22 protein-coding genes and 1 other RNA gene are annotated in these 20029 nt (G+C 35.5%); 18 read left to right on the top strand and 5 right to left on the bottom strand.

Features of this window, described 5'->3' with window-relative positions; translation table 11 throughout:
- Position 1: 1 nt before the first annotated feature.
- The 8 genes from rbfA (at position 2) to nudC (ending at position 6861) form a co-directional block, all read left to right on the top strand.
- A complete protein-coding gene (gene rbfA / locus J4O15_RS13480) occupies positions 2-373 on the top strand; it encodes a 30S ribosome-binding factor RbfA (protein WP_208101118.1) in 372 nt (123 codons plus the stop codon).
- Complete coding sequence (locus tag J4O15_RS13475) at positions 366-1313, top strand: DHH family phosphoesterase (RefSeq protein ID WP_208101117.1); 948 nt, start codon at positions 366-368, stop codon at positions 1311-1313. Before rbfA ends, J4O15_RS13475 begins: the two co-directional genes overlap by 8 nt.
- Complete coding sequence (truB, locus tag J4O15_RS13470) at positions 1306-2190, top strand: tRNA pseudouridine(55) synthase TruB (protein WP_208101116.1); 885 nt, start codon at positions 1306-1308, stop codon at positions 2188-2190. The genes J4O15_RS13475 and truB overlap by 8 nt, the downstream gene beginning before the upstream one ends.
- A gap of 12 nt (positions 2191-2202) precedes the next feature.
- The gene (locus J4O15_RS13465; RefSeq protein WP_009219128.1) at positions 2203-3153 is read left to right on the top strand and encodes a bifunctional riboflavin kinase/FAD synthetase; all 951 of its coding nucleotides are present in this window, start codon (positions 2203-2205) and stop codon (positions 3151-3153) included.
- A gap of 26 nt (positions 3154-3179) precedes the next feature.
- On the top strand, positions 3180-3503 hold the full coding sequence (locus tag J4O15_RS13460; protein ID WP_009219127.1) for a DUF1292 domain-containing protein: 324 nt from the start codon (positions 3180-3182) through the stop codon (positions 3501-3503).
- 63 nt (positions 3504-3566) lie between these two features.
- Entirely contained in the window at positions 3567-4166 is a 600-nt protein-coding gene (locus J4O15_RS13455) for a hypothetical protein (protein WP_009219126.1), read from the top strand.
- A gap of 350 nt (positions 4167-4516) precedes the next feature.
- On the top strand, positions 4517-5980 hold the full coding sequence (locus J4O15_RS13450; protein ID WP_009219125.1) for a nicotinate phosphoribosyltransferase: 1464 nt from the start codon (positions 4517-4519) through the stop codon (positions 5978-5980).
- A 26-nt stretch (positions 5981-6006) separates the two neighbouring features.
- Positions 6007-6861: an NAD(+) diphosphatase gene (gene nudC / locus J4O15_RS13445; RefSeq protein WP_009219124.1), complete on the top strand. Its 855-nt coding sequence runs from the start codon at positions 6007-6009 to the stop codon at positions 6859-6861.
- Between the two features lie 23 nt (positions 6862-6884).
- On the opposite strand, the gene J4O15_RS16475 is transcribed toward nudC, so the two are convergent.
- The gene (locus J4O15_RS16475; RefSeq protein WP_279546213.1) at positions 6885-7172 is read right to left on the bottom strand and encodes a DUF2752 domain-containing protein; all 288 of its coding nucleotides are present in this window, start codon (positions 7170-7172) and stop codon (positions 6885-6887) included.
- 107 nt (positions 7173-7279) lie between these two features.
- A complete protein-coding gene (locus J4O15_RS13435) occupies positions 7280-7660 on the bottom strand; it encodes a DUF4234 domain-containing protein (protein ID WP_009219122.1) in 381 nt (126 codons plus the stop codon).
- A gap of 293 nt (positions 7661-7953) precedes the next feature.
- Between J4O15_RS13435 and J4O15_RS13430 the strand changes: the two genes are divergently transcribed.
- The 3 genes from J4O15_RS13430 to rplS all read left to right on the top strand — a co-directional run bounded on the left by J4O15_RS13430 (position 7954) and on the right by rplS (position 9324).
- Positions 7954-8394: a LytTR family DNA-binding domain-containing protein gene (locus J4O15_RS13430; protein WP_208101115.1), complete on the top strand. Its 441-nt coding sequence runs from the start codon at positions 7954-7956 to the stop codon at positions 8392-8394.
- Positions 8384-8836, top strand: coding sequence for a DUF3021 domain-containing protein (locus tag J4O15_RS13425; RefSeq protein WP_208101114.1), 453 nt, complete (start codon positions 8384-8386; stop codon positions 8834-8836). The genes J4O15_RS13430 and J4O15_RS13425 overlap by 11 nt, the downstream gene beginning before the upstream one ends.
- A 137-nt stretch (positions 8837-8973) precedes the next feature.
- Positions 8974-9324 (top strand): 50S ribosomal protein L19, encoded by a 351-nt coding sequence (gene rplS, locus J4O15_RS13420; protein WP_009219119.1) that lies wholly within the window; start codon positions 8974-8976, stop codon positions 9322-9324.
- Between the two features lie 44 nt (positions 9325-9368).
- Here rplS and lexA read toward each other — a convergent pair whose 3' ends face one another.
- Positions 9369-9977, bottom strand: a complete 609-nt coding sequence (gene lexA / locus J4O15_RS13415; RefSeq protein WP_208101113.1) for a transcriptional repressor LexA — start codon at positions 9975-9977, stop codon at positions 9369-9371.
- A 145-nt stretch (positions 9978-10122) separates the two neighbouring features.
- Positions 10123-10460: a transfer-messenger RNA gene (gene ssrA / locus J4O15_RS13410) on the bottom strand.
- 170 nt (positions 10461-10630) lie between these two features.
- On the opposite strand from ssrA, the gene J4O15_RS13405 reads away from it, so the two are divergent.
- From J4O15_RS13405 to J4O15_RS13395, 3 genes are read left to right on the top strand one after another with little or no spacing between them, the layout of a single operon-like run.
- Positions 10631-11329, top strand: coding sequence for a vitamin B12 dependent-methionine synthase activation domain-containing protein (locus J4O15_RS13405; protein WP_208101112.1), 699 nt, complete (start codon positions 10631-10633; stop codon positions 11327-11329).
- Entirely contained in the window at positions 11322-13688 is a 2367-nt protein-coding gene (locus J4O15_RS13400; protein WP_208101111.1) for a homocysteine S-methyltransferase family protein, read from the top strand. Before J4O15_RS13405 ends, J4O15_RS13400 begins: the two co-directional genes overlap by 8 nt.
- A gap of 6 nt (positions 13689-13694) precedes the next feature.
- Positions 13695-15467, top strand: a complete 1773-nt coding sequence (locus tag J4O15_RS13395; RefSeq protein ID WP_009219114.1) for a bifunctional homocysteine S-methyltransferase/methylenetetrahydrofolate reductase — start codon at positions 13695-13697, stop codon at positions 15465-15467.
- A gap of 92 nt (positions 15468-15559) precedes the next feature.
- Here the strand turns inward: J4O15_RS13395 and J4O15_RS13390 are convergent, their stop codons facing one another.
- Positions 15560-16693, bottom strand: a complete 1134-nt coding sequence (locus tag J4O15_RS13390; RefSeq protein WP_208101110.1) for a cysteine desulfurase family protein — start codon at positions 16691-16693, stop codon at positions 15560-15562.
- A 172-nt stretch (positions 16694-16865) separates the two neighbouring features.
- Between J4O15_RS13390 and J4O15_RS13385 the strand changes: the two genes are divergently transcribed.
- The 4 genes from J4O15_RS13385 to mnmA are packed head-to-tail and all read left to right on the top strand — an operon-like array spanning position 16866 to position 20024.
- Positions 16866-17366, top strand: a complete 501-nt coding sequence (locus tag J4O15_RS13385; RefSeq protein ID WP_009219112.1) for a hypothetical protein — start codon at positions 16866-16868, stop codon at positions 17364-17366.
- An 8-nt stretch (positions 17367-17374) separates the two neighbouring features.
- Positions 17375-18382 carry a hypothetical protein gene (locus J4O15_RS13380; RefSeq protein ID WP_208101109.1) on the top strand — a complete coding sequence of 336 codons (1008 nt, stop codon included), beginning with the start codon at positions 17375-17377 and terminating at the stop codon, positions 18380-18382.
- Between the two features lie 8 nt (positions 18383-18390).
- Positions 18391-18873, top strand: coding sequence for a hypothetical protein (locus J4O15_RS13375; RefSeq protein ID WP_009219110.1), 483 nt, complete (start codon positions 18391-18393; stop codon positions 18871-18873).
- Between the two features lie 59 nt (positions 18874-18932).
- Positions 18933-20024: a tRNA 2-thiouridine(34) synthase MnmA gene (mnmA, locus tag J4O15_RS13370; protein WP_009219109.1), complete on the top strand. Its 1092-nt coding sequence runs from the start codon at positions 18933-18935 to the stop codon at positions 20022-20024.
- Positions 20025-20029: the final 5 nt, after the last annotated feature.

Raw genomic sequence — 20029 nt, 5'->3', positions numbered from 1 at the left:
TATGAGAAAGAATAGTTTAAAGTCTACTATGATAAACTCAGAAGTGATGAAGGCTGTATCGGAAATCATAAGAGGAGAGGTAAAAGACCCGAGGGTTGCTCCTATGACAAGTGTTACAGATGCGGAAGTTACCACAGATCTTAAATATGCTACAATATATGTGAGTGTATTGGGAGATGATGAGCAATCAAAGAAGACATTGGCAGGTTTAAAATCTTCTTCAGGCTTTATAAGAAAGGAACTTGCAAGAAGATTAAACCTTAGAAACACTCCTGAATTAAAATTTGTTTTAGACGAATCATTGGCTTATGGTATGAAAATGGATAAGTTAATAGATGAAGTAATAAAAAAAGATGAGAAGGGCAATGAATAAACTGATAGAGCTTATTGAGAAATCAAAAAATATAGCTATTACCGGACATGTAAGTCCGGATGGGGATTGTACAGGCTCCACACTCGGTCTGTATAATTATATAACAGAAAATTATAAGGATAAGCAGGTAAGAGTATGCCTTGAAAAGCCATCAATGAAATTTTCATATATGAACGGGTTTGGACTGATAAGTGAGAACCCGTTTATGGATGCTGATTTAGTGGTATCTTTGGATGCGTCAGATAGAGAAAGGCTTGGAAGCAGGGGAGTACTGCTTGATATTGCAAAGGAAAGCCTATGCATAGACCATCATATTACAAATACCGATTTTGCAAAATTCAATATAGTGGAAGATTTTAGAAGTTCTACATGTGAGCTTTTATATACATTACTTGAAAAAGAAAAGGTAAGTGTAAATACCGCAATCTGCCTTTACACAGGCATAGTACATGATTCCGGAGTTTTTAAATATCAATCCACAACAAAAGAAACGATGGATATTGCCGGTGAATTGATAGCAAAAGGCTTTGACTTTACTAAAATAATAGATGATACTTATTTTAAGAAGGATTTTAATGCAAGCAAGCTTCTCGGTCTGGTACTTACAAATGCAAAACTTGAATTTGAAGGCAAATGCTGTTATGGTGTTTTGGACTTTGATACATGGAGTAAGTATATTTCAGATAAGAAAAAAATGGATGGAATCATAGACAATCTTAGAAATATCAATGGTGTGGAAATAGCATTATTTATGTATGAGACTGAAAAAAATGAATATAAAGTAAGCCTTCGTTCCATAAATAAAAATGTCAGCACTATCGCAGCCGCACTTGGCGGCGGTGGGCATATAAGAGCAGCAGGTGCTACAGTTTACGGAAATGCCGATGAAATTTTAAAAGACAAAATATTGCCCATGATTGAGAAAGAATTAAATGGCTAAGAATACTTATAACGGAATAATAAATATTTTCAAGGAAAAAGGCTATACCTCACATGATGTTGTTGCTAAAATGAGGGGTATTTTAAAGCAAAAAAAGATCGGCCATTCGGGCACATTGGATCCGGATGCGACAGGTGTACTTCCGGTATTGTTAGGCAATGCTACCGTACTGTCCGATATGTTGACGGATAAGTCAAAGGAATATGAAGCGGTACTTCTTTTGGGCGTTTCTACGGATACTCAAGATTCAACCGGAAATAAACTCAAAGAGAGTGATATTTCTTCTTTGACAAAGGAAAAGGTCAAAGAAGCGATAAATTCATTCCTTGGGGAATATATGCAACTTCCACCTATGTATTCAGCTTTAAAAGTAGGTGGAAAAAAGCTTGTAGATCTGGCAAGAGAGGGCAAGGAAGTTAAAAGAGAGCCGAGAAAAGTCTATATTTTTGATATTGAAATAATAGAAATGGACTTGCCAAGAGTCAGATACAGAGCTAAAGTATCAAAGGGGACTTATATCAGAACTTTATGTCATGATATTGGAGAAAAACTTTTGGTAGGGGGATGTATGGAGTCGCTTATCAGAAAAAGAGTGGATAGATTTGATGTAGATGAAGCAATCACTCTGAATCAAGTTGAAGCAGAGAGAGATAATATAGATAAAAGAATAATGAGCGTGGAGGAGTATTTTTCCTTCCTGCCCAAAATAAATACATCCCTTGAATTTGATAAATATCTGCATAATGGCAATAAATTAAAATTTGAAGAAAAGTATAGTGAAAGTGACTTATACAGAGTCTATGATTCTAATGACATATTTATTGCAATATATAAAAAGGAATCTAAGGAGCTAAAGCCATTTAAGATGTTTTTATAGACAGGTGATAATGTGATTACATTTATAAATACTACTGATATAAATATAACAGAGAAAACTGCTGTTGTTATAGGGAAGTTTGACGGTGAACATAGAGGACATAGAAAGCTGTTCAGAACTCTAAAGGAAGAGGCGAATAAAAAAGGTTTAAAAACCGTGGTCTTTTCATTCAGAACATTGCCGTCAAATATCGTAAGAAATAAAAATACCACACAGATTTTTACAAATGTGGAAAGAAGAAGAAAACTGGAAGAACTGGGGATTGACTATTATATAGAATATCCCTTTGATATGAATATTGCCAGACTGACAGGTGAAGAGTTTTTGGTGGATATTCTGATAGGTAAGCTTGGAATGGCGGAAATAGTTGCAGGGGATGATGCCGCCTTCGGTTATAAAAAGAGTGGAAATATCGAGCTGTTAAATAAATTATCAAAGAGCTTAGGCTTTGATTTAAGGATAATTACAAAGGAAAAAGACGATTTCCAAAATGATATAAGCTCCACTCTTATCAGGTCAAAGCTTGATGAAGGAGATATGGAAGAAGCCAATAAATTACTGGGGAGTGTATATTCCATCACCGGAACAGTGGAAGAAGGAAATAAAATAGGTGCCAAAATAGGCTTTCCTACATTAAACATTTTCCCACCAAAGGAAAAGCATCTTCCAAAGCCGGGAGTTTATGCTTCCAGAGTAAGAATCGGTGATGATGATACCATGTATTTGGGGCTTACAAATGTAGGTTCAAACCCAAGTATTGAAAACGATAAGAGAAATCATATTTACAGAGTGGAAACATATCTTTATAATTTTGATGCGAGCCTTTATGGTAGAGAGATTGAGGTATTTCTTTACAAGTATATAAGGCAGGAGATTAAGTTTCAAAGTCTGGATGAGTTAAAAAGTCAGATAAGCAAGGATAAAATAGAGGTTTTAAACTTTTTAAACAGTCAGGCAAAATAAATTTGTATTTTAAAGGAAGGTGAGCTATGGAAGATAAGGATTTATTTGAAAACGGCATTGTTGAGGAAGGTAATGTATCGGTTTCTATAACACTTGAGGATGATACTGTACTTGAATGTGTTGTACTGAATATTTTCAGTGCAGGTGAGAGAGAGTATATTGCTGTAATGCCTGAGGATGATAATGATGAAGGAACGGTATATCTTTACAGATATTCAGAGACAGCGGACGGACAGCCTGAGCTTACAAATATAGAGACGGATGAGGAATATGAAATAGTGGCAGATGCTTTTGACGAGCTTCTTGATGAAGAAGAGTTTGAAGATTTGCTTGGTGATGAAGATTTATAATTTTTTGATTGGAGCAATGTGGTACTTTAAAGTATTATATTGCTCCAAAATTTTAGAGAGAATATGAAAAAAGAATTGAATTATTTTTTAATTGACGGAAAATATGGCTGGAATCAAGAGGATTTTAAAAATCTCTGGATGAATAAAGGCGGTTGTGCCTGTGTAACAGCTTGTGACAGCTTTGTATATATGAGTAAATATCTTGGAAAAGATAATCTATATCCATACGATAAAGAAAACTTAAATGCACTTGATTATGTGGATTTTTCAAATAATGTAAAACCTTATCTCAGACCGAGATGGACAGGCATAGACAGGTTGGAGATATATGTGGACGGTATAAGCGACTTTTTAAAAGATATCGGAGAATATGGCATAAATTTGGAAGAATACTCGGGAGATAATGATATAGAAGATGCCATAAATGTGGTAAAATATCAAATAGATAAAAAGATGCCTGTACCGATGCTTGTGTTGATGCATAAAAATCCTAAATTCAAAGATTTTGTATGGCATTGGTTTTTGCTTACGGGATATGAAGAAAACAATGAAAAATTTATGGTAAAAGTGGTAAGCTATGGCAGCTATAGATGGTTTGATTTTAGAGAGTTGTGGAATACCGGGCATAAAAGAAAAGGTGGACTGATATTGTTTAATGATTAGTTACAGTTCAGGTATACCCTTTAGAGCTTTTGTTTTACAATCCTAATCGCAACTCTTTCTTAAAACTTCGCAGGATTTTACGCAGTCTGCGGAACTCGTTTGTTCGCTTGGGGAGCAGCGAACTACACTCAAACAAGTCCTCGACAGCTTAATCCTGCCTTGTTTTGCGAAAGAGTTAAACGCTACAAGGATTGTAAAATTAAAAGCCTCAAAACATATGGCACCTGAACTATAACAATGATTATAAATGATTTATATTATTTTAAGCTTAATTCACTTGACAATATCATAAATAAGGCATAGATTGGTATACAAAGCTTAAGTAGTTACTTTAAAAAGGATGGGAAAAAATGGATAAAAGAAATTTGACATTATTGACTGACTTATATGAACTTACAATGATGCAGGGTTATCATTTGGAGAACAATGCAAATGAAACAGTGATCTTTGATATGTTTTACAGATCAAATCCGAATAAAAACGGATATGCAATCTGTGCCGGACTTGATCAGGTAATAGATTATATTAAAAATCTGCATTTTGATGATGAGGATATAGAGTACCTGAGAAAAGTAAAATTATTTAGAGAAGATTTTTTGGATTATTTGAGAGATTTTAAGTTTACAGGTGATATCTATGCTATACCTGAGGGAAGTGTAATATTCCCGAGAGAGCCGCTTGTAAAGGTGATTGCTCCGATAATGCAGGCACAGCTTATAGAAACAGCATTGTTAAATATTATAAATCATCAATCACTTATTGCTACAAAAGCGGCGAGAGTGGTTTTGGCGGCGGATGGCGACGGTGTAATGGAGTTCGGACTTAGAAGAGCACAGGGACCTGATGCAGGTGTTTATGGTGCAAGAGCCGCTGTTATAGGAGGTTGTGTAGGTACCAGCAATGTTCTTTGCGGAAGAATGTTTGATGTTCCCATACTTGGAACACATGCACATAGCTGGATAATGAGCTTTCCGGATGAATTGTCCGCATTCAGAACCTATGCAAAGACCTTCCCTACAGCATGTACACTTCTTGTGGATACTTATGATACATTAAAATCGGGCGTACCGAATGCTATTACAGTATTTAAAGAAATGAGAGAAGCCGGAATACCGCTTAAAAATTACGGTATAAGACTTGACAGCGGAGATCTTGCATACCTTTCAAAGAGAGCCAAGGAGATGCTTGATGAAGCCGGATTTAATGATGCTATTATTTCAGCCTCAAATGATCTGGATGAAAATATCATCTCTTCTTTAAAATTACAGGGTGCAACCATCAATAAATGGGGTGTTGGAACTAATCTTATTACATCAAAGGATTGCCCTGCATTTGGAGGTGTATATAAATTGGCTGCGGTTATGAATGAAGATACAGGTGAGTTTATACCTAAGATAAAGCTGTCTGAGAATGCGGAAAAGATTACAAATCCGGGAAATAAAAAAATATACAGGATCTATAATAAGAAAACAGGAAAGATAATAGCCGATTATATATGTCTGGAAGAGGAGAACCTGTCCACAGAAGAATCACTGATGCTTTTTGATCCTGTGGAAACATGGAAAAGAACAAAGTTAAGCGCCGGCTCATTTGAAACAAAGGAGCTGTTGGTGCCTATATTTAAAAATGGAGAATGTGTATACAAGTCTCCATCTGTTATGGAGATAAGAGAGTTTTGTAAAAAAGAGCTTGACACCCTTTGGGATGAGTCAAAGAGACTTGCATATCCTCATGAGACCTATGTGGACCTTTCACAGAAATTATGGGATATGAGATATGAGCTATTACAAAAGTATAATTATCAGGAGTTATAGTTTTAAGCAGTAAAAGAAAGAATATTATGATACAGGAAATATATCCGAAAGTATTTTATCCTGAATACAGGAGAAAGAAAGCCACCAAGGAAAATAATAAAAAGTCATTTGTTTTACATTTTGAATACAATAAAATAATGCTTATAAAGGATGCTTTGACAGGTCAGATAAGTATTCCGAGATTTGAAAATCTGGAAGATGAGGATGAAAATATATATGAAAAATCCTATTATGTAAACTCTGTGGATGATGAAGAATTTTATCTGGTGGAGGATATGAGTTTGCCGGAGTTTGGGGGATTTTATCTGGAAGGTATACATGCTTTGCGTGAGTTTGAGCCAAGATATCAGGCTTTTGCAAGTGTAAGCGCCTCACAGGTGTACAGATGGTTGCAAAGCAGAAAATATTGCGGATATTGCGGAACAAAGACTGAAAAATCTCTTACGGAAAGAGCATTGATATGTCCGAAATGTAAGTATATAGAATATCCTAAGATATCTCCTGCCGTCATAGTGGCAATCAGAAACGGTAACAGGCTGTTACTGACAAAGAATGCAAAGGGTGTATATAATTACTATGCATTGGTGGCAGGTTTTGTAGAAGTCGGAGAGACTCTTGAAGATGCGGTAGCCAGAGAAGTAAGGGAAGAAGTGGGTTTAAAGGTAAAAAACATACAGCCTTATAAATCACAGCCTTGGTCTTTTTCCGATACCATAATGCTGGCATTTATTGCAGACCTTGACGGAGATGATAAGATTACCTTACAGGAGGAGGAATTATCTGAGGCAAGATGGTTTGAAAGAGAAGATGTACCTGTTCTGCCTTTCCACATAAGTGTGGGGCATGAACTTATTCAAAAATTCAGAGACGGGGAAATATAAAAAGTCGGGGAAACCCGACTTTTTTATGGCAGTTTATATGGATAAAAGGGCATATTTCTTATAATGCCATATAGTATCAATATAACTATTAAAATTATCATGATAATATTTTCTACAGCAGTTGTTTTTCTTTGACCTGTTAATATATATCTTATCTGATAAAAAGCATAGTAAAGAGCTATGATAGGAAAAAGGAAAACAAGTATTTGATTATAGAAAAATGCCGACCTGATATCTCCATGTGAGAGCGAGACACACATCCTGCTTACTCCGCAACTCGGACAGTCCAGATGAGTTATTGTTTTAAACATACAGGGGATTCGTATATGTATTGAATATAGTATATATAAAAAGATACCAAGGCAAATAATTGCAATGGTATCTTTTATTGTCCTTTTGATTCGATTCGGCATATTAATTAAAATGTAGTTTTATTAATATTATTCTGAGAATCTGCAAGTTTATTTATGCTGTCCTGCATAAGAGCATATGTAACGATTGCAAGACCGAAGATTGAAAGCACAACATAAAGAACCGGACGACTCTCTGCCGCTCTGCCTGCTTCTATAGACTTTTGATCTAAAAGAGTTCCTGCCTTGTAAGCCCAGTAAATGAAATATATTCCACAGGTAACAAAGCTTAATACTATAACGAGAACCGGTGACATAGCATCAGGATCTCCTGAGATAGTATTGATATCATTAATCAGGCAATACAGCCAATAGATACCATAGATGCCACATGTAACAATAGATAAGATTACACATGTGACAATATTTTTACTCTCTAAAGAATTCATAAAAATACTCCTTTCAAGCTAATGGTAAGTATGCTGAATATTAAGGAAAACATACATACACCATCCTAATAAATCCTAGAGAAGTCTATCAAAAAAACATAATCTAGTAAATAGTATAAATGTAATTGTAATATTTTATAAAGAATAATGTAATAATGCTATGAGAAGTTCGATTTATAGTCCACTTGTATTTAATAAATTGCCATATATCCATATTCTATAGACAAAGTTTACTTATTTCACTATGCTTAATCTAAACAAATATATTTGTATTTTATTAAGGGAGGTGCTATATGAATGTAATCTATCAAAATGATGACAGTATTGACTCGGACAGTGCACTGATAAAAACGCATAGTAAATTTGAAGATTTAGAAAAACTTTTAGAATATGTAAGGGCTTATAATAATAAGCTGAATGTAAAAAAAGATGATCATCTTTATCAAATTGCTATCAATAAGTTTATAAGATTTTATTCGGGGGCAAAGCTTGTATATGCACAGACTGAAAAAGAAGAGTATCATATTTCAAAAAGGCTGTATGAGCTTGAAGAAATCTTGCCTGTACAGTTTGTCAGAGTATCAAATTCCGAAATCATAAATCTTGATTATGTCTCACATTTTTCAATGAGTGTGGGAGGGATTATAAATATTGAGTTCAAAAACGGTACAATGACCAGCTCATTAAGAAGATATCTAAAAAAAATAAAGGAGATTTTATATCATGAAAAATAAAATTATAAATAGAGTAATAGTTGGAATATTTATAGGAATTGATATAGGCTTATTTATATCTATGCTGTTTTCATACTTATCAGGCAGCGGAGCCTATCAGCCGGCGCCGAATAAATTTTTGGAAGCATTTCCAAATGAGATCATGGCAATGCTTGTATCTGTTTTTATATGGGCAGCGATAGGTACATTGTTCTCGGTCACAAGCCTTATATTTACAGATACTGAATTCAGTATAAGTAAAATGACTGTTTCGCATTGTATTATAAATTATGTGATTTTTATTCCTCTTGCAATACTTGCATGTTGGTATTCATTTAGTATCGCAAGTTTGCTTTCATTTACAATAATATATATTTCAATATATTTTATAATCTGGCTTATATTTATACTTATAAATAAAAAGCATGTGGAAGAAATCAATGAAAGACTTAAGAAGTCATAATTGCCGTAAAAATATCTCTTATAAATGGATTAACTATTGCTTTGTAATAGCTCATATGTTAAAATACTGTAGTTGTGAATAAGGCGATGGTCCTCTGGAAGAAATTTTAAGAACATCAAAATAATAGGAGGTTTCACATGAATGATTTAATAAGAAGTATTGAGGCAGAGCAACTTAAGGCAAGTGTTGATGATTTTAGTGTAGGTGATACAGTAAGAGTACACAACAAGATCCGTGAGGGTAACAGAGAGAGAATCCAGATTTTTGAGGGTACAGTTATCAAGAGACAAAACGGCGGTGCAAGAGAGACTTTCACAGTTAGAAAGAACTCTAACGGTATCGGTGTTGAGAAGACATGGCCATTACATTCTCCATCTGTTGACAGAGTAGAAGTTGTAAGAAAAGGTAAAGTTAGAAGAGCGAAATTATATTATCTTCGTGACAGAGTCGGTAAGGCTGCCAAGGTTAAAGAGGCAGGCGTAAGATAATCTGAACTTAATATTTTAGGCTGCTACATATGTAGCAGCCTTTTTTACATAAATCTGAATAATCCGATAACCTTTCCGAGAATAGAAACTTCTTTTACCAAAATAGGTTCCATAAAATCATTCTCGGGCTGGAGTCGATAGAAGTTTTTTTCTTTATAAAATGTCTTTACAGTGGCTGAGTCTTCCACCAAAGCAACGATAATATCACCGTTTTTGGCAGTGTTTTGCTTAGATACAATAATTTGATCACCATCATGTATGCCTACATTTATCATGGAATCTCCCTTTACCTTGAGCATAAATATATCTGTATTAGGCAATAACTCGCTTGGAATAGGAAAATAGTCTGTGATATTTTCAGATGCGAGTATCGGCATACCGGCAGCGACAGTACCGACCATAGGTACATTAACGACCTCTCTTCTGGTGAGGTTAAAACTGTCATCGGTAATCTCTATAGTCCTTGGCTTGGTAGGATCCTTTCTGATATATCCTTTCTTTTCAAGGCTGTTTAGATGAGCATGTACGGAAGAAGTGGACTTAAGTCCGACAAGTTCACCTATTTCACGAACAGATGGCGGATATCCCTTGTTTAAGATGGAATCCTTAATAACATTAAATATTTCTTTTTGCTTATCAGTCAGTGTATCCATCGAATCTCCTTTATATATTGGTATATTTACATATATCCTAACATATGTTCGAGTTAAAAGCAAACAAAAGTTCGAGAATATTGGAATATAATAAGATAAAAATAATTTAATGAAATAAAAAAAGCCTTGAAATCAAGACTTTTAAAAGTGGAGATGACGGGAGTTGAACCCGTGTCCAAAAAACAATTCCCTGTTCTTCTACTATTATAGTTGCTTGTTAAAATTCCCCTTTAAAACAGTCAAACAACAAACTGCAGAAAAGAGTAGCTTCATAATACATCTATATACTCAAAGCTTTGTATATAAGGTTTCTCACATAAGTCGATACAGATTCTGTAAGTGTGAGTGCTTACAGGTCTGCAACTGCCTTAGGCAGCGTATGCTAAATTATCTTCAGCGTTTATATTTAATTTTGCCATTTAACGCATTGCATACGAATAGCTTCACCAGCTGCATGTTCCCTGTCGAAACCGGTACATCCCCAAATAAATGTAAATACAGCGTTTACACTCGATATTCTAGCATATAAAAAGAAAAATACCAATTAAAATTTTCTTACATCATAAATAACCGGTTATAGGCTATATGTATAATGTAAAACTTTACTTTTAGTATAAATTATCTTACTATAGTAAAACGAAAAGAGTTATAAGATGGAAAGAAGAGAAATGTTCAATATAGATATAAAACTTACAAAGGATGATGAGTCGGAGGTGCTTAGGTATCTCCAACATAACAGCAAAGATATAGATGAAAACCTGCATACACAGGTGCTCGAATGTATGGAGAAAATAAATGCCGTAGCAAAGCCTAATTTTGTTTTCAGAGAATGGGAATTGGAAAATAAGGGAGAGTTTCCGGCTGAGCTGGACTTTTTTGTGGGAGAAAGCATAAAAAAACATATAAAGGATTGCCATAAGCTGATTTTGATGGCTGCCACCATAGGTGTAGGCGTTGACAATGCAATAAGAAAAGAAGAATTAAAAAATGTGGCAAATGCGCTTATTATGGATTCCTGCGGCTCAACTCTTATTGAGGCTGTATGTGACAGTATAGAAGCAGGATTTAGAGAGCAATATTTAAAGGAAAATAAATATTTGACATTCAGATTCTCGCCGGGCTATGGTGATTTGCCTATAACCATACAAAGGCAGTTTGTAAATGTGGTAAATGCCACAAGGAGGATAGGTGTGAATGTCAGTGACAGCGGCATAATGTTACCAAGAAAATCGGTAACAGCAATAATAGGAGTCAGTGACCAAAAGCTTGAAACATTAAAAAAGAGTTGTGCGGGATGCAATCTTTTGAAATCCTGCAGGTACAGAAAAATAGGAGTCAGATGTTATGCATAAATTGTTTATACTTGACGGGGCAATGGGTACAATGCTCCAGGCAGCCGGAATGAAGGCGGGGGAGCATCCTGAGGTCTTCGGATTTGACAATCCGGATATAGTTAAAAATATACATTTAAAATATATAGAATCAGGCAGTAATGTAATATATACAAATACCTTCGGCGCAAATGCACATAAACTTGAAGGATGTAAGATAGATGTGGATACCGCTATAGCTACAGCTATGAAATCAGCCAAGGAAGCTGTGGCAGAGAGTAAAGAGCAAGTAAAAGTGGCACTTGATATCGGACCTATAGGAGAGCTTTTGGAGCCGCTTGGAGTACTTAGATTTGAAGATGCCTATGAAATATATAAGGAAATGGTGGTAGCAGGAGAGAAATACGGTGCAGATATTATTATATTTGAGACCTTCACCGACCTTTATGATGTAAGAGCAGGTGTACTTGCCGCAAAGGAAAATACAAATCTTCCTGTATGGGTGACTATGACCTATGAAACAACCGGAAGAACCTTTACCGGAACAAAGATAGAGTCAATGGCTGTTACACTTGAAGGACTGGGAGTGGATGCTGTAGGCTTTAACTGCTCTCTGGGACCAAAGGAGATATTACCGCTTGCAAAAAAACTTAAGGAATGGACCAATCTGCCCATTATAATAAAGCCGAATGCAGGACTTCCAAATCCGTCAACAGGCGAATATGATCTGCTTGCAAGCGATTTTGCAAAGTTGATGGCTGATTTTGGCGAAATAGGAATAGAATATGCGGGAGGATGCTGCGGTACCTCACCTGAATTTATCAGTGAGTTAAAAAAAGAGTTTGAAAATAGAAAGTTCTCCAAGATAAAGCCCATAAAAGTAAAAACCGGTATATGCTCCGGAAATGAAATGGTTGAGTTAAACGGTGTAAGGGTTGTAGGAGAGAGATTAAACCCTACAGGTAAGAAAAGATTTCAGGAAGCACTTTTAAACCATGAGATGGAGTATATATGTAAGGTTGCAATAGAGGAAGAGGAATCGGGAGCCGATATACTGGATATAAATGTGGGTGTTCCGGGCGGTGATGAAGTTGCACTGATGATAGAAGCCGTAAAGGCGGTACAATCTGTAGTTAATATTCCTTTGCAGATAGACTCATCAAATCCTGAGGCGATAGAGGCGGGACTTCGTGTATACAACGGTAGAGCGATTGTAAACTCTGTAAATGCGGAGGATGAAAGACTTGACCTGATACTGCCAATTGTTAAAAAATACGGTGCGGCGGTTATAGGACTTGCACTAAATGAGAACGGCATACCTACTACAGCACAGGAAAGATTTGATAATGCAAAACATATACTTGATAAGGCAATTGAACATGGGTTAAAGAAAGAGGATGTGATCATAGACTGCCTTACACTTACAGTTTCAGCGCAGCAGGATCAGGCAAAAGAAACACTTGAGGCAGTAAGAAGGGTAACAAGGAAGCTTGGACTTCATACAACTCTGGGTGTAAGCAATATTTCCTTCGGTCTTCCGGCAAGAAGTCATATTACAGAGAACTTCCTGATACAGGCAATGTATGCAGGACTTGATCTGCCCATTGTAAATCCGAATATTGAAGGCATTATGGATGCAATTTATTCATTTAAGGTGCTTTCAGGTGAGGATAAGGATTCTGCGAAATATATCGACAGATTTGCAGCTGTAAAAGCCGAGACCAAGATTATACAGGTATCGGCTACAGGGGAAGTTACAAAGGAAGTGGTACAGGATGCAATATTAAAGGGGCTAAAGGAAGAAACCTATAATAATGCAAAAAAACTTTTAGAGAGCCACAGTGAACTGGAGATAATAAATGAGTATCTGATACCTGCACTGGATAAGGTAGGTGATTTGTATGAAAAGCAGATTATATTTTTACCACAGCTTATAAATGCAGCCAATGCCGCAAGCAGTGCCTTTGAGCTTATCAAAGAGGAGATAGCTAAAAAGGGCGATAAGAATGTAAGTAAGGGAAAGATAGTGGTATGTACCGTAAAGGGAGATATACATGATATCGGTAAAAATATAGTCAAGGTAATCTTAGAAAACTATGGTTACAGAATGATAGACCTTGGAAGAGATGTGGATATTCAAAGGGTTGTGGACACAGTAATCAGAGAGGATGTAAAGCTTGTAGGGCTTTCGGCACTTATGACTACAACATTGCCTGCGATGAAGAGCACTATCGAGGAGATAAGAAAGGTATCAAATGATTGCAAGATATGGGTAGGCGGTGCGGTGCTTACCAAGGAGTATGCGGATGAGATGGGAGCGGATTTTTACGCACCTGATGCCAGAAGCTCGGTAGATATTGCAAAGACAGTTTTAGGATGATAAATTATGGAAAATATTAGAGAATATTTAAAGAATAATGTATTGCTCTTTGACGGGGCAATGGGAACATATTATGATGAACTGACAGATGACGGTATCGGATGTGAACTTGCGAATATCAAAAACTCCGAGCTTATAAGGGGAATTCATAAGGAATATATAGAAGCAGGTGCAAAGGCTATACTTACAAACACATTTGCCACAGGCATAGATGCATTTCTTGGTGACAGAGATTTACAAAAAAAGGTGATAAATGCAGGTATTGATATAGCAATTGAAGCCGCTAAGGAAGAGGCTTATGTTTTTGCCGATATGGGCTCTTTAAGTGCGGACAGCAATAATGCGGCATTTGAAGAATACAAGATTATAGCTGATATATTTCTTGAAAAAGGAATAAAAAATTTCTTTTTTGAAACAAGAAACAGTACTATAGGTTTAAAGTCAATAGGTGAATATATCAAGGAAAAATCGCCGGATTCATTTATAATAGTTTCATTTGCAGTTATGCCAGACGGATATTCAAGTGAGGGATATTATTATAAGACTATGTTTAAGGAGATTTGTGAATCGGGTTTTTTTGATGCTGTGGGATTAAACTGTATGACCGGAGCCAATCATATGGCAAAGCTTTTAAAGGATGTAAATACAGAGGGCTTATACCTTGTAGCAATGCCGAATGCAGGCTATCCGATAGTAAGGGATAACAGAATATATTACGGTTCACTGGCAAATTATTTTGCGACTCAGATTGAGGATATACTTGATATGGGTGTAAATATAGTGGGAGGCTGTTGCGGAACCACTCCAAAGCATATAGAACTGCTTAAAAAGAGTATGAGCGGAAAACTCATAAAGCCCAGAAGAGCTATAAAGCAGGAAAAGGGCATAACACAAAATATCAGATTAAACAGATTTAAAAACAAGCTTGAATTGGGGCAAAAGGCAATAGCTGTGGAACTGGATTCTCCGATAGATACAAATGTAGCCAAGTTTATGGAGAATACAAAGAAGCTGAAGCTTGCCGGTGCGGATATTGTAACCATTGCGGATAATCCTATAGCCAGAGCAAGAATGGACAGCTGTTTGCTTGCATGTAAGGTGAGAAATGAGCTTGATTTTGATGTACTTCCTCATATGACTTGCAGAGACAGGAATGTTAATGCAGCCAAGGGATTATTACTTGGTGCAAGTGCTTTTGGAGTTGACAATGTACTTGTAATTACAGGAGATCCGATACCGAATGCTCAAAGAGATGAGATCAGATCGGTATTTGAGTTTAATTCAGTGAAATTTGCAAACTTTATCAAATCTTTAAATGATGAGGTATTTGAAAGCCCTATGAATATATGTGCGGCTTTAAATGTAAATTCAAGGAATTTCAGTGCGGAACTTAAGAAAGCGAAAAGAAAGCAGGAAAACGGTGTAGAGGTACTCTTTACACAGCCTGTTTTGACAAAGAGAGCTGTTGAAAACTTAAAAACAGCCAGAGAAAATCTTGATATTAAGATAATGGGAGGAATCATTCCGATTGTCAGTGAAAGAAATGCCAGATATATGCAAAGTGAAGTAAACGGCATATATATTACAGATGATATTGTAGAAAAGTATATCGGCAAGGAAAGAGAAGAGGCTGAAGAAATTGCCCTCTCTATGTCAAAAGAGATAGCAAATGAAATCTATGATCTGGTGGACGGATATTATCTTATCACCGTTTTAAACAGGGTGAGTCTGATGGAAAAGCTTATAAAAACAGTAAAAGAGGTTTGTGAAAACCGATAATATTTAAAAATTCGACTTCATAGAGTGAGCCGGCATAAATGTTATAATATAATCCTGTGAGTTGAGTTCAAATCACAGGATTATATTATAACTCAGGCTCTAAGTTTATTGACACATAATTTTAATATCTCAAAGGTTTTATTGACCTCATCTTCCGTATTGTACTTACTAAGTGTGAGTCTAAGGGAGGATGAGGCTCTTTTTTTATCATTTGAAATAGCCATTATTACATGTGAGGGATCTATACTTCCTGTGGTGCAGGCTGAGCCAAGAGAGGCACAGATACCGTTTTGATTTAATAAAATTAGGAGCAGTTCACCGCTTATATTTTCAAAGTAGATATTTATGTTATTAAAAAGTCGGTTATTTATATCACCGTTTATATGAGAGCCTTCGATATTTTCAAGTATTAGAGAAAGCAACTTATCTCTGAGAGATTTTACATATAAGCTGTCTTTTTCTAAGGACTCATAGCAGTTTTTCAAAGAATTTGCCATAGCAATTATACCGAAAGTATTTTCAGTACCGGCTCTTCGATTTCTTTCCTGACTGCCGCCATGTATTAAAGATGTAAGCTTAATACCGGATTTGATATATAAAAATCCTATGCCCTTTGGTGCATGGAATTTATGCCCGCTTGCACTGAGTAAATCTATATTAAGCTCATTTACATCTATTGACAGATGCCCTACAGCCTGTACCGCATCTGTATGAAATAAAACATTGTGCTCACGGGCAAGCTTTCCGATTTCTTTAACAGGTTGTATCGTTCCTATTTCATTGTTTGCAAACATTATACTGATAAGAATAGTATCCTCTCTTATAGCGTCTTTAAGTTCATTTATATCAATAATACCTTTTTCATCAGTACTTAGATAAGTAATTTCATATCCTCTTTTTTCAAGGTATGAGAGTGTATGTAGCACAGAGTGATGCTCAATCTTTGAACTGATGATATGTTTCCCCTTATTTTCCATAAGTTCACATGATTTTAGTATTGCCCAGTTATTTGCTTCACTGCCGCCGGAGGTAAAATAGATTTCATTATATCTTGCACCGAGGATATCCGCTATCATCTCTCTTGCATCTTGTATATCAGCCTTTACATCATTTGCCATAGAATAGCTTGATGAAGGATTTGCATAGTTTTCCAATAAATATTTTTTTGCTATATCAAAAGCCTCAGGATCCACCTTGGTGGTGGAGGCATTGTCCATATATATCATAGTACTCCAATCTTTTTGTAAAAGTATGGCACGTAATCCTTTATTAAACAGGTTATATCCGCATCATACAGTATAAATAGTATTAACAATAAAATAGTAAATGATTGAATTTGAATTGACAAGTACAATATGAGTATTGTATAAAAAATCTATAGTTTAAATAGAGGTGATTATGGGCTGGAGCGTAGATATTTTAAGGAAAAACGGAGAAGGAAATATTCAGGATATAAAAAATATAATAAATATATTTATGTCAAGAGGCTATACGAACTGTGGAGCATATGATAATAGAAGTTATTATAGTCTTTCAATAAATAAACCCATGTTTGATGATGAACTACCATATTATTTGCAGGATAAATCGGACAGTATTCTTGCAAATGTAGATTTAATACCATCAGATGACTGGTGGTCTAATGTGAGGATAAAGGATTTTCCTGAAAAGTTTAAAGGTTATAAAGATTATTTTGACTTTGAAAAAATATCGGGTAGATCATTTATGCTGTTAAATTTTTTTCATGAATATTTTAAACTTGTACCGGAGGATGTACTCTGGAATTGTTATTCAAAGGATAAACATTTTTATACTAAAGCTGATATAGACAGGATTTATAATAAAAAAGAGTGGACTGCCGAATGGATATATACCGATCCGGATGAGCGTTTGATATAGGGGTGATTATGAGATACGAAGGTAGAATACTGGGTAAAGCCGGTGTCAATAAGATGGAGGCAGCATATATATTAGTTCATATTCTTATAGATATGGGACATAGTATGAGATTTTCTATTTCTAAGGAAGAGTATAGTATATCATATATGAAAGAAGAGAATGATATTTTATTCTTTGAGGATGCAGAGCATATGATAGAGGTGTACTCCTATCAAAGAAATATGGAAATACCTACTGAAAGGGCAAATGAAACGGGGCTTGAAACATATTATCGTTTTTCAAATATATTCGGGAAAGAACTTATTATTTTGGAGCTGTTACATAGATATTTACAAGAGCATCCAAATGATATCTTTTATGTGGATAATGGGAGATATTATAATAAAGCGATGATGGACAGTATTTATAATGGTAAACCTGATAAAAACTGGATATACAGATCTTCATACAGTATAAAAAGCATAGACTATTATATAGATAGATGCATTACTACATTAGCAGCTTTTACAAGCGGTATGCTAAAAACATTGTACTCTAAAAATATTATTGAAGGTGTAGAACTTAGATACGAAGGAAGAATAATTGGCAAAAGACTTAACTCAAAGCAGGGGCTTCCTCACAGAATGATACATACATTGAGGACAATGAATAATAGAAAAATTGTTAATATAAAAAGAGAAAGCTATAATATAGTCTATGTAAAATTCAATAATGATGATTGCTTTTATGATGGTGACAAGGTGATTGAAATATATTGTAATACACAGATGACGGATATTCCTATAAAGAGTATTGAAAATATAGGTTTTGAAACATATTTTAGAATTACAGATCTTATCGGAAAAGAAATGCAGGTACTTGAAATAGTACATAACTATCTAAATAGGTTTCCTGAGGATATTTTTTATATTGACAACGGTTGTTTCTTTACAAAAGCACAGATTGATGAAATATTTAACAATAAGGATAAGAATGAAAAATGGATATTTAAAGAAAGAGAGAGGAGCACTTTTTAGTCGGTAGAATGGCAGGAGATGTAGAAATTTTAAGAAGAAAAGATGATAATAGCTGTAGGGATATAAAAGCTATTGTAAACATATTGATGTCACGAGGATTTACCAATGAATTTTTGAGTGACCATGGTGATTATTATATGTTTTCCGTAAATAAACCGGATTACGATGATGATTTCAGATGGTATTTGGATGACGCCTCTTCATGGGCAGTTATGTATATTGATATAATAAAAAGGGAGTATTTGTATCGCTGTACGGTAGAAGATTCTTCCGGACAAAAGACAGATTACTACAGATACATATATATTGAAGGGTACGGAGACAGAGCCTTTATGTATTTGAATTTTTTGCATGAGTATTTCAAACTGTTTCCGGATGATATTTTCGCCGGTGCAGCAGATTATTTATATACAAAAGAAGATATTGACAGGATATATGAAAAAGAAATATGGCTTGGGAATTGGTATGGTCTTGATCCGAAGACTTTATAGTATAATTAATACAAGTATATGATATACTATCAAGCATAGATTTTAATTTTGGAGAATATATGGAAAAGAAAAAAGTAGTGGTAGGTATGTCGGGTGGAGTGGACTCCTCAGTGGCAGCCTATCTTTTAAAAGAGGCCGGATATGATGTCACAGGTGTGACTATGCAGATATGGCAAAGTGAAGATGAAGAAGATATGTCAGGCAGCGGAGGATGCTGTGGTCTGTCTGCTGTAGATGATGCCAGAAGAGTGGCAAGAGATATCGGCATACCTTATTATGTAATGAATTTTAGAGATGAATTTAAAGATAAGGTAATAGATTATTTTGTAAATGAATATGTACAGGCAAGGACACCAAATCCATGTATTGCCTGCAACAGATATGTAAAATGGGAATCCCTTTTGGAGAGAAGTATGATGCTTGGAGCTGATTATATTGCAACAGGTCATTATGCCAGAATAGAAAAGCTTGAAAACGGAAGGTTTGCACTTAGAATGTCAAAAACAAGTGCAAAAGATCAGACCTATGCACTTTATAATCTTACTCAGGATCAGCTCTCAAAAACATTGATGCCTGTAGGAGATTATGAAAAGGATGAGATAAGAGAAATTGCAAAAAAGTTTAATCTCAGAGTGGCAAATAAGCCCGACAGTCAGGAGATTTGCTTTGTTTCAGATAATGACTATGCTTCATTTGTAGAGAGTGAAATAGGAAAAAAGATGCCTGTGGGAAACTTTGTGACAGCTGACGGGGAGATACTGGGGAAACATAAGGGTATACTTCACTATACCATAGGACAGAGAAAAGGACTTGGCATTGCACTGGGGCATCCCATCTTTGTGACAGAGATAAGGCCTGACACAAATGAGGTCGTAATAGGTGAAAATGAAGATGTGTTCGGATACAGTCTGGAAGCAAATAATCTTAATGCAATGGCGGTGGAAAGCTTTTTTGACGGTATGAGAGCTGTCGGAAAGATAAGATATTCACATAAGGGCGAACACTGCACCATTAAGGTACTTGGAGAAGACAGAATAAGGATTGATTTTGATAAAAAGGTAAGAGCCATTACGCCGGGGCAGGCAGTTGTTTTATATGATGAGAGCGGACTTGTACTTGGTGGCGGAACTATTATAAAAAGATGTGATTAAACTGA

It is taken from the genome of Lachnoanaerobaculum sp. Marseille-Q4761, assembly GCF_017565785.1.
Lineage (GTDB): Bacteria > Bacillota > Clostridia > Lachnospirales > Lachnospiraceae > Lachnoanaerobaculum.
The sequence above is the reverse complement of the archived record's forward strand: the minus strand, read 5'-3'. Positions and strand labels throughout refer to the sequence as shown.

Bases quoted from the DNA above. Each gene is read 5' to 3' on its own strand.
- rbfA (WP_208101118.1), top strand. From the start codon at position 2: ATGAGAAAGAATAGTTTAAAGTCTACTATGATAAACTCAGAAGTGATG.
- J4O15_RS13475 (WP_208101117.1), top strand. From the start codon at position 366: ATGAATAAACTGATAGAGCTTATTGAGAAATCAAAAAATATAGCTATT.
- truB (WP_208101116.1), top strand. From the start codon at position 1,306: ATGGCTAAGAATACTTATAACGGAATAATAAATATTTTCAAGGAAAAA.
- J4O15_RS13460 (WP_009219127.1), top strand. From the start codon at position 3,180: ATGGAAGATAAGGATTTATTTGAAAACGGCATTGTTGAGGAAGGTAAT.
- J4O15_RS13455 (WP_009219126.1), top strand. From the start codon at position 3,567: ATGAAAAAAGAATTGAATTATTTTTTAATTGACGGAAAATATGGCTGG.
- J4O15_RS13450 (WP_009219125.1), top strand. From the start codon at position 4,517: ATGGATAAAAGAAATTTGACATTATTGACTGACTTATATGAACTTACA.
- nudC (WP_009219124.1), top strand. From the start codon at position 6,007: ATGATACAGGAAATATATCCGAAAGTATTTTATCCTGAATACAGGAGA.
- J4O15_RS16475 (WP_279546213.1), bottom strand. From the start codon at position 7,172: ATGTTTAAAACAATAACTCATCTGGACTGTCCGAGTTGCGGAGTAAGC.
- J4O15_RS13435 (WP_009219122.1), bottom strand. From the start codon at position 7,660: ATGAATTCTTTAGAGAGTAAAAATATTGTCACATGTGTAATCTTATCT.
- J4O15_RS13430 (WP_208101115.1), top strand. From the start codon at position 7,954: ATGAATGTAATCTATCAAAATGATGACAGTATTGACTCGGACAGTGCA.
- J4O15_RS13425 (WP_208101114.1), top strand. From the start codon at position 8,384: ATGAAAAATAAAATTATAAATAGAGTAATAGTTGGAATATTTATAGGA.
- rplS (WP_009219119.1), top strand. From the start codon at position 8,974: ATGAATGATTTAATAAGAAGTATTGAGGCAGAGCAACTTAAGGCAAGT.
- lexA (WP_208101113.1), bottom strand. From the start codon at position 9,977: ATGGATACACTGACTGATAAGCAAAAAGAAATATTTAATGTTATTAAG.
- J4O15_RS13405 (WP_208101112.1), top strand. From the start codon at position 10,631: ATGGAAAGAAGAGAAATGTTCAATATAGATATAAAACTTACAAAGGAT.
- J4O15_RS13400 (WP_208101111.1), top strand. From the start codon at position 11,322: ATGCATAAATTGTTTATACTTGACGGGGCAATGGGTACAATGCTCCAG.
- J4O15_RS13395 (WP_009219114.1), top strand. From the start codon at position 13,695: ATGGAAAATATTAGAGAATATTTAAAGAATAATGTATTGCTCTTTGAC.
- J4O15_RS13390 (WP_208101110.1), bottom strand. From the start codon at position 16,693: ATGATATATATGGACAATGCCTCCACCACCAAGGTGGATCCTGAGGCT.
- J4O15_RS13385 (WP_009219112.1), top strand. From the start codon at position 16,866: ATGGGCTGGAGCGTAGATATTTTAAGGAAAAACGGAGAAGGAAATATT.
- J4O15_RS13380 (WP_208101109.1), top strand. From the start codon at position 17,375: ATGAGATACGAAGGTAGAATACTGGGTAAAGCCGGTGTCAATAAGATG.
- J4O15_RS13375 (WP_009219110.1), top strand. From the start codon at position 18,391: ATGGCAGGAGATGTAGAAATTTTAAGAAGAAAAGATGATAATAGCTGT.
- mnmA (WP_009219109.1), top strand. From the start codon at position 18,933: ATGGAAAAGAAAAAAGTAGTGGTAGGTATGTCGGGTGGAGTGGACTCC.